Source organism: Streptomyces sp. NPDC024017, assembly GCF_040638895.1.
Classification (GTDB): domain Bacteria; phylum Actinomycetota; class Actinomycetes; order Streptomycetales; family Streptomycetaceae; genus Streptomyces.
In genome coordinates, this window is sequence record NZ_JBEZYZ010000002.1 from 552,116 (window position 1) to 565,122 (window position 13,007).

Sequence of the window (13,007 nt, forward strand, 5' to 3'; positions counted from 1 at the left end):
TGGACGGTGGCCTGGACCTTCCGGCCAAGTCTGGAAAGATGGGGCCGACGATGACGTCGCACCCCAAGGTCTAGGTCAGGGCCGTTAGACACAGCAGTACGTCAACCCGCAGATACAAGGAGCGGACGCATGCCCATCGCAACTCCCGAGGTCTACAACGAGATGCTGGACCGGGCGAAGGCAGGAAAGTTCGCCTACCCGGCCATCAACGTGACCTCCACCCAGACCCTGCACGCGGCCCTGCGCGGTTTCGCTGAGGCGGAGAGCGACGGCATCGTCCAGATCTCCACGGGTGGCGCCGAGTTCCTGGGCGGTCAGTACAGCAAGGACATGGTGACCGGCGCGGTCGCCCTGGCCGAGTTCGCGCACATCGTCGCCGAGAAGTACCCGGTGAACATCGCGCTGCACACCGACCACTGCCCCAAGGACAAGCTCGACGGGTATGTACGTCCGCTGCTGGCGCTCTCCCAGAAGCGCGTCGAGGCCGGTCTGAACCCGCTCTTCCAGTCGCACATGTGGGACGGCTCGGCCGAGACCCTCGCCGACAACCTCTCCATCGCGCAGGAGCTGCTGGAGCAGGCCCGCGCCGCGAAGATCATCCTCGAGGTGGAGATCACCCCGACCGGTGGCGAGGAGGACGGCGTCACCCACGAGATCAACGACTCCCTCTACACCACGGTCGACGACGCGATCCGCACCGCCGAGGCCCTCGGTCTCGGTGAGAAGGGCCGCTACCTGCTGGCCGCGTCCTTCGGCAACGTGCACGGCGTGTACAAGCCGGGCAACGTCGTCCTGCGTCCCGAGCTGCTGAAGGAGCTGAACGAGGGCGTCGCCGCCAAGTTCGGCAAGGGCTCCCCGTTCGACTTCGTCTTCCACGGCGGCTCCGGCTCCACGGAGCAGGAGATCCGCACCGCGCTGGAGAACGGCGTCGTGAAGATGAACATCGACACGGACACCCAGTACGCCTTCACGCGCCCGGTCGCGGACCACATGTTCCGCAACTACGACGGCGTCCTGAAGGTCGACGGCGAGGTCGGCAACAAGAAGACCTACGACCCGCGCACCTGGGGCAAGCTGGCCGAGGCCTCCATGTCCGCGCGTGTCGTCGAGGCCTGCGGCAACCTGCGCTCGACCGGTACGAAGATCAAGTAGTTCCCGGTTCGCTCGCGTCGAGCCCGGCACCTCCTGTGGTGCCGGGCTCTTCCGTATGCTCCCTGCATGCCCGATGTCCGGTTGGCCTCACCGCGGGGCAAGTGGGTCCTGCTCACCACCGTCCTCGGCTCCAGCATGGCCATGCTGGACTCGACCGTCGTCAATGTCGCCCTGCCGCGCATCGGCCGCGACCTCGACGCGAACCTGTCCGCGTTGCAGTGGACGGTCAACGCCTACATGGTCACGCTGGCCGGGCTGATCCTGCTGGGCGGGGCGCTCGGGGACCGGTTCGGGCGACGCAAGGTGTTCGTCGTCGGTGTGGTGTGGTTCGCGGTGGCGTCGCTGCTGTGCGGGATCGCGCCGAACGCGGGCGTGCTGATCGCCGCCCGGGCCCTGCAGGGGGTGGGCGGAGCGCTGCTCACGCCCGGGTCGCTGGCGCTGATCCAGGCGTCCTTCCACCCCGACGACCGGGGGCGGGCGGTGGGCCTGTGGTCCGGCTTCGGCGGGGTCGGGGCGGCGGTCGGGCCGTTCGTCGGCGGCTGGCTGGTGGACGGGCCGGGCTGGCGGTGGGTGTTCCTGCTGAACGTGCCGCTGGCGCTGGTGTGCGTGCCGGTGGCCCTGCGGCACGTGCCCGAGTCGGGTGGGGGCACCGCCCGCTCGAGCGAAGCCGAGAGTGGGGGACAGAGGGCGCACGGGCGGTTCGACGTGCTCGGGGCCGTGCTGGGGGCACTGGCCCTCGCGCTGGTGACGTACGCGCTCATCGAGGCCGGTGGGGGCGGGGCGGTGGTGGCGGTCTCGGCGGTGGCCGGGCTGGCCGCGGCCGTCGCGTTCGTGGTCGTCGAGCGGCGCCGGCCCGATCCGATGATGCCGCCGGACATCTTCGCGTCCCGGCAGTTCACGGCCGTCAACATCGTCACGCTGTGCGTGTACGCGGCCCTCGGCGGGTTCTTCTTCCTGGCCGCGCTCCAGCTCCAGGTGGTCGTGGGCTACTCGGCCCTGGCCGCCGGTACGGCGCTGCTGCCGACGACCGTGCTGATGCTGCTGCTGTCGGCGCGGTCCGGGGAACTGGCCGACCGGATCGGGCCGCGGATCCCGCTGACGGTGGGGCCGCTGCTGTGCGCGGCCGGGATGCTGCTGATGCTGCGGGTCGGGCCGGGGGCGTCCTACCCGGCCGATGTGCTGCCGGCGCTGGTGGTGCTCGGGCTGGGCCTGGTCATGCTGGTGGCGCCGCTGACCGCGACGGTGCTGGGCTCGGTGAGCGTGACGCGGGCCGGGCTGGCCAGCGGCATCAACAACGCGGCGGCCCGGGCGGCGGGGCTGGTGGCGGTGGCGGCGTTGCCGCTGCTGACGGGGATGGGGGAGGAGGCGTACCGGGAGCCGGCCGCCTTCGACGCGGCGTTCGGGAAGGCGATGGGGTGGTGTGCGGGGGCGCTGGTGGTGGGGGCGGTGATCGCGGCCGCGGTGGTGCGCAGGCCGCCGCCGGACTGCAAGCGGCCGGAGTGCCTGCGGCAGGGCGGTGTGGCGGCGCCTCCGCTGGAGGGTGAGCCGGTGCGGAAGCGGCTGGCGTAGAGCCGTCCGGCCGATCCCCCCGCCCGCTGCGCTGCATCGGTCGGCATGGCGCAGACTTGACCTCATGTCCATTCACGAGAACCTTCTCGGGGGCCCGCCCCCGACCCATCTCCCCGACGACCCCGGGCCGCGGGAAATGCTCGCGTCGGGTGCCGCGCCCGTCGATGTCGCCGGTGCGCACCCCACCTCCTCGCTCGCCTGGGCGCAGCTCGCCGACGAGGCGTTCGAGCGGGGCGCGGCCGTCGAGTCCTACGCGTACGCCCGCACGGGCTACCACCGCGGCCTGGACGCGCTGCGCCGCAGCGGCTGGAAGGGCCACGGCCCGGTGCCGTGGGAGCACGAGCCGAACCGCGGCTTCCTGCGAGCCCTGCACGCCCTCGCCCGCGCCGCGCAGGCGATCGGCGAGCAGGAGGAGTACGAGCGCTGCTCCCAGTTCCTGAAGGACTCCTCGCCGACGGCGGCGCAGGTCCTGGGCTGATCACGGTCCGTGTACGCGAGGCCCGTCCGCGAAAGGCGGGCCTTGCGGTTTCGGGGGACGATTGCGGAAGATGCCCCTGGGGACCGGGGCCCCCGTGTCGGATTCGGCAGGGGCGGACCGCTACCCGGAGTTATACGCAGGAGACAGCGATGTCCCACGAGGCTCACGAGCCCGAGACCCCGCATCTCGACTTCCACGGCACGACGCCGTACGAGGACTACGTCAAAGCGGACGTGCTCACCCACCTCCAGCACACCCTCTCCGACGACCCCGGAGAAATGGTCTTCCTGGTGACGACCCAGGTGATGGAGCTGTGGTTCACCGTCATCGTCCACGAGTGGGAGACGGCGGCAGGCGCGCTCAGGGGTGACGACATCCCCACCGCCATCGCCGCGCTCAAGAGGTCCGTCCGCGAGCTGGAGGCGCTCAACCACTCCTGGAAGCCGCTCGCCCAGCTCACGCCGGCCCAGTTCAACTCGTACCGCAGCGCCCTCGGCGAGGGCTCCGGTTTCCAGTCGGCGATGTACCGGCGCATGGAGTTCCTGCTCGGCGACAAGTCCGCGTCGATGCTCGTCCCGCACCGGGGCGCGCCGCGTGTGCACGCCGAGCTGGAGAAGGCGCTGCACGAGCCGAGCCTGTACGACGAGGTCGTGCGGCTGCTCGCGCGGCGCGGCCACGACATCCCTCAGGCCGTGCTGCAGCGCGACGTCGCGCGGCGCTACGAGCCGTCGCCGCAGGTGGAGGCGGCCTGGACGGCCGTCTACTCGGGCGACGAGAGCGACGAGGTCGCGCGGCTGGGCGAGGCGCTGAGCGATGTCGCCGAGCTGGTGTGGCGCTGGCGCAACGACCACCTGGTCGCCACCCGCCGCGCGATGGGCGCCAAGACCGGCACGGGCGGCTCCGCCGGGGTGGCCTGGCTGGAGAAGCGCGCGCAGAAGAACGTGTTCCCCGAGCTGTGGACGGCGCGGTCCTATGTCTGAGACGGCGGAGCGCGCGCGAAAGCTGGACGCCGTCGACGAACTGGCCGGCAAGCGTGCCGAGTTCGTTCTCGACGCTGGTCCTGATCATGCGGCTGACGCCGCGGTCGTCTACCTCGACGGCAACTCGCTCGGCGCCCTGCCGGCCGCGGTCCCCGGGCGGGTCGAGGACGTCGTGCGCCGTCAGTGGGGCGAGCTGCGCATCCGGTCCTGGGAGGAGAGCGGCTGGTGGACGGCGCCCGAGCGGATCGGTGACCGGATCGCCCCCCTGGTCGGGGCGGCGCCCGGGCAGATCGTCGTGGGCGACTCCACGAGCGTCAACGTCTTCAAGGCACTCGTGGGTGCCGTACGGATGGCCGGGGAGGGCCGTGACGAGGTCCTCGTCGACGCGACGACCTTCCCCACCGACGGGTACATCGCCGAGTCCGCCGCCCGCATGACCGGCTGCACCCTGCGGCCCGTGGCACCGGCGGACGTGCCGGGCGCGCTGGGCGACCGCACAGCCGCCGTCCTCCTCAACCACGTCGACTACCGCACCGGCCGGCTGCACGACCTGCCCGGCCTGACGGCCGCCGTGCACGAGGCCGGGGCGATCGCCGTCTGGGACCTGTGCCACAGTGCGGGCGCGCTGCCGGTCGGGCTCGACGAGCACGGCGTGGACCTCGCGGTCGGCTGCACCTACAAGTACCTGAACGGCGGGCCCGGTTCACCGGCGTACCTGTATGTGCGGCGGGAGCTGCAGGACCGCTTCGACTCGCCGCTGCCCGGCTGGAACTCGCACGCCGAGCCGTTCGGCATGCGCACCGGCTACGAACCGGCCCCCGGTGCCCTGCGCGGCCGGGTCGGCACACCCGACATCCTCTCGATGCTCGCCCTGGAGGCGGCCCTGGAGGTCTGGGACGGGGTGTCGGTCGAGGCGGTGCGGGCCAAGTCCCTCGCGCTGACGGACTTCTTCCTGGAGTGCGTGGCGGCCCATGTGCCCGAGGGCAGGGTCGCGTGCGTGACGCCGGTGGCGCACGGGGAGCGGGGCAGCCAGATCGCCCTGCGCTGCGACGACGCCGCCGACGTGATGAAGCGGCTGATCGAGCGGGGAGTGGTCGGCGACTTCCGGGCGCCGGACGTGCTGCGCTTCGGCTTCACACCGCTGTACGTCGGGTTCGCCGACGTGGAGCGGGCGGCGCGGGTGCTGGCGCAGACGCTGGCCTGAGCGGCGGCGGGGCCGGGACGTCCGTGCGGTGTCCCGGCCCCCGTCACCGGAACGGCAGGCCCGTCCGACCTTCACCGAGCGTGACATCCGCATGTCCCCGCACGTCACGCGCCTGGTACCGTCCCGGCCAACGGCTGGAACCCTCAACTGGTCCGCCGCGTACGGTTCATCGCTGGAAGGTTGGAGCATGACGGACGACGTCGCAGCAGCACGGGCCGCTGCCGAGGAGAAGTCGGTCTTCTCCCACGCGCCCGTCGACCCCGACGCCACCGCGGCCTACGGCGACCACCCGGACCAGGTGATCGACTTCTTCGCGCCGCGCCGGGCGGGCGGCCCCGGGCCGGCCCCGGTCGTCGTCGTGCTGCACGGCGGTGCCTGGCGGGCGCCCTACGACCGGCGTCACATCAGCCCCTTCGCGGACTTCCTCGCCCACCGCGGGTTCGCCGTGGCCAGTGTCGAGTACCGCCGCGGCGGCGACGACGACGCTGTCGCAGGGCGCTGGCCCGACACCTTCGACGACATCGCCGCGGCGCTGGACGCCCTTCCGGCGCTGGTACGGGAGTTGCTGCCGCAGGCCGACCCGCGCCGTACCGTCCTCACCGGGCACTCGGCGGGTGGGCATCTCGCGCTGTGGGGTGCCGCCCGGCACGTCCTGCCGGCCGACTCGCCCTGGCGGGGTGGCAGCCCGGTGACGTTGCGCGGCGTCGTCGCCCTCGCCCCGATCGCGGATCTCGCGATCGCCGACAAGCTGGACGTGTGCCGCGGTGCCGCACGTCAACTCCTGGGCGGCGACGAGCACTTCGCGGAGCGCCAGCCGTCCGCGGACCCGGCGCTGCTGCTGCCCACAGGCATCGCCACCACCCTCGTCCAGGGCCGCACGGACCTCGACGTGCCGCAGGCGGTCGCCGAGTCGTACGCGGAGGCGGCGGCGAAGGCCGGAGAGATGGTGGGGGTGACGCTGCTGGAGGACGTGGGGCACTTCCCGCTCATCGACCCGGCGGCGGACGCGTGCGCGGTGGTGGTGGAGGAGATCGCGCAGCTGGCCTGGTGAGCGGCGGCACGAGCGGCTGCCCGACAGCGTCCACGGAGCCCTAGCAGCGGTCCCGGTCATACCCGTAGTACCTGAGAGCTACGCCGCAGGTGAGTTCCCCGGTGGGACGCGGACGAGGCGCCCCGCTCCGTAACTTCCCTTCCACGCAGACCCGATGGCCGGGTGCGCTGGAGAGGGACGACCATGGGGTCCGCACCGCAGTACCGCCGTGCCGACGGCGGGAGACGCCGCGCCGGCCGATGGCGCCGAGGCGCGCTCGCCGCCCTCATCACCGGTGCGGTGGTCGTCCCCCTGTCCGGGGCCGTACGACCGCAGACCCCCGCACCGGCCCCCGCCTCCCTCGCCCCCCTCAGCGCGTCGACGCTCGACGGGGCGTACGCGGCCAACCGGGCCAACGCCGCCGAGGCGGCCCGCACGGCCGCCGCCCACCACGACCGGGACCGCGCCGCGACGGACCGTCAACTGGCTCACTCGCGCCGGCACTTGCTCCGTTTCGACGGCCGCGGCTCCGGCCGGGTGACGGAGGTCCTGGGCGACCTCGCCCGGGCCGACCGCGTCGCCGTCCTGGTGCCCGGCTCCGACACCAGCCTCGACACCTACGGCCGGTTCCACGCGGCCGCCGCGGCCCTGCACCGGCAACTCGCCCGGCAGGCCCCGGCGGGCACGCGCACCGCGGTCGTGGCCTGGCTGGGCTACGAGACGCCGGGCACGGTCAGCACGACGGTCACGACGACCGGCAGGGCGGAGCAGGCGGCCCCGCTCCTGCGCGCGCTGGTCGCCGACCTGCGCGCGACGACCGGCGGCGGGACGCGCATCTCGCTGCTCTGCCACTCCTACGGCTCGGTCGTCTGCGGCCGTTCGGCCGCCGGGCTCGCCGTCGACGACATCGCGCTCGTCGGCAGCCCCGGCACCGGCGCGGACACCGCCGCCGCCCTGCACACCCGCGCCCGCGTCTGGGCGGCCCGGGGCGGTGACGACTGGGTGGAGAACGTCCCGCACCTCGACCTGGACCTGTTCGGCACCACCGTCGGCTTCGGCACCGACCCCGTCTCCCCGGCCTTCGGCGCCCGGGTCTTCACGGCGGGCGACGGCGGCCACAGCGACTACTTCAGACCCGGCACGGCCTCCCTGACCAACCTGGCCCGGATCGTCCTGGGCGAGACCAAGGCGGTGACCCATGACTGACATCGGCGTACGCGCCATCCGGCAGGGAGTGCGCCGAGGCGCCGGCCGCATCGGCGCGGCCACCCCGCCCGGCCGCGACCGGGCCGTGGACGCCCTGCGGGCCGCCGCCGTCCTCGGCGTCGTCCTCGGGCACTGGCTGGTCACGGCCCTGGTCTCCGACGGCCGTGCCCTGCGCACGGCGAGCCCGCTGCAGCACATGCCCTGGCTGACGCCCGTCTCCTGGATGTTCCAGACACTCGCCGTGTTCTTCCTGGTCGGGGGCCATGTCGCCACCCGCAGTCATGCTTCGGCCCGGGACCGGGGGATCCCGTACCAGCAGTGGCTGACGGCCCGGCTGTCCCGGCTGTTCAAGCCGGTCGCCGCCGTCCTCACCCTGTGGACGGTCGCCGCCGTCGCGCTGCTGCTGTCGGGCACCGAGTTCGGCACGGTGCGCACGCTGGTGAAGCTGGCCCTGTCCCCCCTGTGGTTCCTCGTGGTGTTCGCGGGCCTGACGGCGGCGACCCCGCTGCTCGCCCGGCTCAACCCGCTCTGGCCGCTGGCCGTCGTCCTGCACGTGGACCTGCTGCGCTTCGGCCTCGGCGGCCCCTCCTGGCTGGGCTGGGTGAACGTGGCGGCCGCCTGGATGGTGCCCTACACGCTGGGCGGGGCCTGGACCCGTGGCGAACTGGAGCGCCGCCGTGCGGGCTGGGTCCTGCTGGGTGCCGGGGCGGCGGTGACCGCGGCGCTCGTGGCGTGGGCGGGCTACCCGGCGGCCATGGTCGGCGTCCCGGGCGAGAGCAGGTCCAACCTGGATCCGCCGACGCTGGCCGTCGTCACGTTCGGCCTGGCCCAGTGCGGTCTCGCCCTGCTGCTGCGCGAGCGGCTGCGGCACGCGATGCGCGGGCCCGTGGCGTGGGCGGCGGTGGCGTGCGTCAACCTCTCCGCGATGACCGTCTTCCTCTGGCACCAGACGGCCCTGATGGCCACCACGGCCACCGGCCTCTTCGTCGGCCGGCTCCCCGGGCTGCACACCCGGCCCGACGACCTCGGCTGGGTCGGGGCCCGCCTTCTCTGGCTGCCCGTGTTCGCGCTGGCCCTCGCGGTCTGCCGGTCCGCCTTCCGCTCCTTCGAGGCAGGCGGCGGCGGGCGGGGCCGCAGGTCGCGGGTGGTGCGGGCACACCGTCCCGCCGACCGGGGAACAGCGGCGAAGGCGCGTCATGTCTAGGCTGGGCCGCGTGACGGACACGGGGGTGGGCCGCGCGCTGCGAGCGCGCGTCATGGGCTGGCTGCGGATACTGCGCCAGGACCTGTGGACCGTCCGGGTGGACCCGTTGCCGCCCTCCACCTGGGTGCGCTGGCTGCCGCACGGGCTGCTGTGCCTGGCCGCGTTCGGCATCACGGTCGGCGGCGGCGGCGACATGACGGACAACGGCCACCTGAGTTCCGGGTTGGCCCTCCTGATCGCGGGCGGTCAGGGCGGCGCCGTGGTCCTGGGGCTGTGGCGGCCGGTCCCGGCGTGGTGGCTGTCCCTGGGGGCGTTCGCCCTGGGCGCTGTCACGGTGCGCACCCGCATGGGCTTCGACCTGGAGACCTACACCTGGCCCTGGACCGCCGCGGGGATCATCGCCCAGTTGTTCGTCATGCTGCTGCTCGCGCTGCGGGTGCCCACCCGAGCGGCGGTGGCGGCCCTGACGGTGACCGCACTCCTGACCTACCTCTTCGAGAGCCTGTGGGTCGGGGAACCCTACGACACCACCGGTGTGCTCGCCGTCTCCCTGTTCACCGTCGTCGTGATACTCGGCACCGCCCTGCGCGGCCGGCGCGAGGCCCGCGCGGAGCTCGTCGAGCAGACCACGCTCACCGCCGAGGAACGCACCCGGCGCACCCTGCTGGAGGAGCGCAGCCGCATCGCGCGGGAACTGCACGACGTGGTGGCCCACCACATGTCGGTCATCTCCATCCAGGCGCAGGTCGCCCCGCACCTGGTCGAGAACCCGCCCGACGAGCTCAGGGAGAACCTCGCGGGCATCCGGCAGAACGCGCTTGAGGCACTGATCGAACTGCGCCGGGTGCTGGGTGTACTGCGCTCGGAGCACCCCGGGCCGGGGGAGCCGTTCGCCGACGCGGGTGACGAGAACACACCGCACGCCCCGCAGCCCACGCTCGACCGGCTCGACGCGCTGGTGGAGAACACCCGGGCGGCCGGACGCGAGGTCGTCACCGAGATCAACGGCGAGCGGCGTCCGCTGCCGCCCGGCGTGGAGCTGTCGGCGTACCGGATCGTGCAGGAGGCGCTGAGCAACGCCCTGCGGCACGCGCCCGGCGCGAGGATCACGGTCCGTCTCACCTACGAGGCGGACGGCCTGGAGGTGGAGATCGTCAACGGCCGCCCGACCGGGCCGCCTCCACCGTCGACGGGGGCGGGGCACGGACTGCTCGGCATGCGGGAGCGGGTCGCGATGCTCGGTGGCACCATGACGGCGCACCCGTGGCACTGGGACGGCTTCAAGGTCACCGCCTTCCTCCCGGACATCCCGCCCGCCGACGCCCCGGGCACCGACCACCTCCCGGCCCCCAGGAAAGGGACCTCATGACGAGCGGCACCGGCAACCCCATCCGGGTTCTCATCGTCGACGACCAGGCGATGGTCCGGCAGGGCTTCACCGTGCTGCTCGGCATCCAGCCCGACATAGAGGTCGTCGGCGACGCGAAGAACGGTGAGGACGGCATCGCCCTGGCCGCGGAGCTCGCCCCGGACGTCGTCCTCATGGACATCCGTATGCCCGGCATCGGCGGCATCGAGGCCACCGAGCGCATCACCGCCGCGCACCCGGACATGCGGGTGCTGGTGCTCACCACCTTCGACCTCGACGAGTACGTGTACGACGCGCTGCGCGCCGGAGCCTCCGGGTTCCTGCTGAAGGACGCGTCGTCGGAGCAGCTCGCCGAGGCGGTCCGGGTGGTCGCGGCCGGGGAAGCGCTGCTCGCCCCGGTCATCACCCGCAAGCTGATCGCCGAGTTCTCCCGGCTGGACGGCAAGCCCCGCGCCCCGCTCAAGGAACGTGTCGGCGATCTGACCGAGCGGGAGACGGAGGTGCTCGCGCTGATCGCGCAGGGCCTGTCGAACGCGGAGATCGCCCGGCACCTGTTCGTGGCCGAGCAGACGGTGAAGACCCACGTCGGCCGGATCCTGGTGAAGCTGGGCCTGAGGGACCGGACGCAGGCGGCGGTGTTCGCGTACGAGTCGGGGCTGGTGCGGCCGTCGGGGTACTGAGGGGTGGCCGACGGGACCCCGTAGTACCTGAGGGGGACGCCGAGGAACCCCTCTCCAAGGGGACGACCGGGAGCCGGGGGCCGCATACCGTTCTGTACGTGACCGAGACGACTCACACGCAGACCACGCCGCCGGGGGCCGGGGCCAAAACGCGCAGCCCGGAGTACCGGGTGGCCGTGGACTCCCTGCGCGGACTGCGGCAGGACCTGATCCACGACGCGTTCGCCTACCGGCCGCTGCCGCGGAGGAGCATGGACGGGCGGATCATCCGGCGGCTGCCCGGCCGCCTGCGGGAGTACGCGACCTGGACGCCGCACGCCCTGATTGCCGTGGCCGCCCTGATCACCCTGCTCATCACCGGCGCCGACGCCGACGGCCACGTGCTCCTGGTCGGCCCCTTGACGGTGATCCCCGTCCTGCTGACCATGATCCGTCCGGTCGGAGCGTTCTGGGCGTCCATGGCCTCCACGCCGCTGGCCGTGCTGCTCGGCAGCAACTGGGGCGAATGGCCTTGGGCCGCCGGCAGCTTCGTCTGCCACCTGACCGTGCTGACGGTCGTGGCCATGCGCACCAGGCCGCGTACGGCCGGGTGGATGTGGGCGCTGACGGCCCTGTACGCCCTGATCGCGGACAGCGGCATCGGCCCGACCTACCTCTACGGCACCAACTCCGCCCCCATGCTGATCTTCTCGGCCATGATCCTGCTCTGCGTCACCGTGTGGCACATCCGCCGCCACGCCGAGCAGGAGGTCACCGCCCAGCAGACGGTCACCGCGCACGAGCGCTCCCGCCGCACCCTGCTGGAGGAGCGCACCACCATCGCCCGCGAGCTGCACGACGTCGTCGCCCACCACATGTCGGTGGTCGCCATCCAGGCGGAGGCCGCGCCCTACCGGGTGGAGAACCCGCCGCCGGAGCTGGAGAAGGCCTTCGCCACGATCCGGGAGAACGCGGTGGCGGCCCTGACCGAACTGCGCCGCGTCCTGGGCGTCGTCCGCGCCGAGGACTACGAGGTCCCGGACGCCCCGCAGCCGACGCTCGCCGACCTGGAGGGGCTGCTGGCCAACGTCCGGGAGGCCGGGCTGACCGTGGAGAAGGCGGTGACGGGGGCCGTGCGGGAGCTGCCGCAGGGCGTGGAGCTGTCGGCGTACCGCATCGTGCAGGAGGCCCTGAGCAACACCCTGCGGCACGCGCCGGGGGCCACCGCCCGGGTCGAGATCGGGTACGTGCTCGGCGGCCTGGGGCTGCGCATAGTCAACGGCCCGCCGCCCAACCCGAGCCTGGTCAAGCCCTCGCCGGGTGCCGGGCACGGCATCACGGGCATGCGGGAGCGGGTGTCGATGCTGAACGGCGAGATGACGGCGGGCGGCACGGACGACGGAGGTTACGAGGTGGCGGTGTTCCTGCCGGTCGCCCTGCCGGGCGAGGACGACGCATGACCATCCGGGTCCTGATCGCGGACGACCAGATGATGGTGCGCGAGGGCTTCTCGGTCCTGCTGAACGCGATGCCGGACATCGAGGTCGTCGGCGAGGCGGTGAACGGCCGTGAGGCCGTCGCCAAGGTGCGCGAGCTCACCCCGGACGTGGTGCTGATGGACATCCGCATGCCCGAGCTGAACGGCATCGAGGCGACCCGCGAGATCGTCGCCGCCGACGGCGCGGCGAAGGTGCTGGTGCTCACCACCTTCGACCTCGACGAGTACGTGTACCAGGCCCTGCGCGCGGGTGCCTCCGGCTTCCTCCTCAAGGACGCCTCGGCCCGCCAGCTCGCCGACGGGGTGCGCGTGGTGGCGTCGGGGGAGGCGCTCCTGGCCCCCTCGGTGACCAGGCGCCTGATCACCGAGTTCTCCAAGCTCTCCGAGAAGCCGCGCCTGATGCCCTCGGCGCAGGGGGCCTACGGGGATCTCACCGAGCGGGAGACCGAGGTGCTGGTCCTCATCGCGCAGGGCCTGTCGAACTCGGAGATCGCGGAGCGGCTGGTGGTCGCCGAGTCGACGATCAAGACGCACGTCAGCCGGATCCTGGTGAAGCTGGGCCTGCGGGACCGCACCCAGGCGGCGGTGTTCGCGTACGAGGCACGGCTGGTGACGCCCGGATAGCCCCCGGCCTCGGTCAGCCGTGCGGGACAGCCCC

12 protein-coding genes are annotated in these 13,007 nt (G+C 73.0%); all 12 read left to right on the plus strand.

The genetic code is table 11. From position 1 onward, the window contains the following. Positions 1 to 129 precede the first annotated feature (129 nt). The 12 genes from fbaA (at position 130) to AB0G20_RS07365 (ending at position 12,973) form a co-directional block, all read left to right on the plus strand. Entirely contained in the window at positions 130 to 1,152 is a 1,023-nt protein-coding gene (gene fbaA, locus AB0G20_RS07310) for a class II fructose-bisphosphate aldolase (protein ID WP_030846331.1), read from the plus strand. 66 nt (positions 1,153 to 1,218) lie between these two features. Continuing rightward, positions 1,219 to 2,721, plus strand: a complete 1,503-nt coding sequence (locus AB0G20_RS07315) for an MFS transporter (RefSeq protein ID WP_361297123.1) — start codon at positions 1,219 to 1,221, stop codon at positions 2,719 to 2,721. Between the two features lie 64 nt (positions 2,722 to 2,785). Next, the gene (locus tag AB0G20_RS07320; protein WP_361297126.1) at positions 2,786 to 3,199 is read left to right on the plus strand and encodes a DUF3151 domain-containing protein; all 414 of its coding nucleotides are present in this window, start codon (positions 2,786 to 2,788) and stop codon (positions 3,197 to 3,199) included. A 149-nt stretch (positions 3,200 to 3,348) separates the two neighbouring features. Next, positions 3,349 to 4,179 (plus strand): tryptophan 2,3-dioxygenase family protein, encoded by an 831-nt coding sequence (locus AB0G20_RS07325; protein ID WP_361297129.1) that lies wholly within the window; start codon positions 3,349 to 3,351, stop codon positions 4,177 to 4,179. Next, positions 4,172 to 5,383: a kynureninase gene (kynU, locus tag AB0G20_RS07330; protein WP_361297132.1), complete on the plus strand. Its 1,212-nt coding sequence runs from the start codon at positions 4,172 to 4,174 to the stop codon at positions 5,381 to 5,383. Before AB0G20_RS07325 ends, kynU begins: the two co-directional genes overlap by 8 nt. Positions 5,384 to 5,570: 187 nt before the next feature. Further along, on the plus strand, positions 5,571 to 6,434 hold the full coding sequence (locus AB0G20_RS07335; protein WP_361297135.1) for an alpha/beta hydrolase: 864 nt from the start codon (positions 5,571 to 5,573) through the stop codon (positions 6,432 to 6,434). A gap of 183 nt (positions 6,435 to 6,617) precedes the next feature. Continuing rightward, on the plus strand, positions 6,618 to 7,619 hold the full coding sequence (locus AB0G20_RS07340) for an alpha/beta hydrolase (protein WP_361297138.1): 1,002 nt from the start codon (positions 6,618 to 6,620) through the stop codon (positions 7,617 to 7,619). Continuing rightward, positions 7,612 to 8,823 carry an acyltransferase gene (locus tag AB0G20_RS07345; RefSeq protein WP_361297141.1) on the plus strand — a complete coding sequence of 404 codons (1,212 nt, stop codon included), beginning with the start codon at positions 7,612 to 7,614 and terminating at the stop codon, positions 8,821 to 8,823. Before AB0G20_RS07340 ends, AB0G20_RS07345 begins: the two co-directional genes overlap by 8 nt. Beyond that, positions 8,816 to 10,192 (plus strand): sensor histidine kinase, encoded by a 1,377-nt coding sequence (locus AB0G20_RS07350; protein WP_361297144.1) that lies wholly within the window; start codon positions 8,816 to 8,818, stop codon positions 10,190 to 10,192. Before AB0G20_RS07345 ends, AB0G20_RS07350 begins: the two co-directional genes overlap by 8 nt. Beyond that, entirely contained in the window at positions 10,189 to 10,872 is a 684-nt protein-coding gene (locus tag AB0G20_RS07355; protein ID WP_361297147.1) for a response regulator transcription factor, read from the plus strand. The genes AB0G20_RS07350 and AB0G20_RS07355 overlap by 4 nt, the downstream gene beginning before the upstream one ends. Positions 10,873 to 10,970: 98 nt before the next feature. Then, a complete protein-coding gene (locus AB0G20_RS07360) occupies positions 10,971 to 12,311 on the plus strand; it encodes a histidine kinase (protein WP_361297150.1) in 1,341 nt (446 codons plus the stop codon). Next, entirely contained in the window at positions 12,308 to 12,973 is a 666-nt protein-coding gene (locus AB0G20_RS07365) for a response regulator transcription factor (RefSeq protein WP_361297153.1), read from the plus strand. The genes AB0G20_RS07360 and AB0G20_RS07365 overlap by 4 nt, the downstream gene beginning before the upstream one ends. Positions 12,974 to 13,007 lie beyond the last annotated feature (34 nt).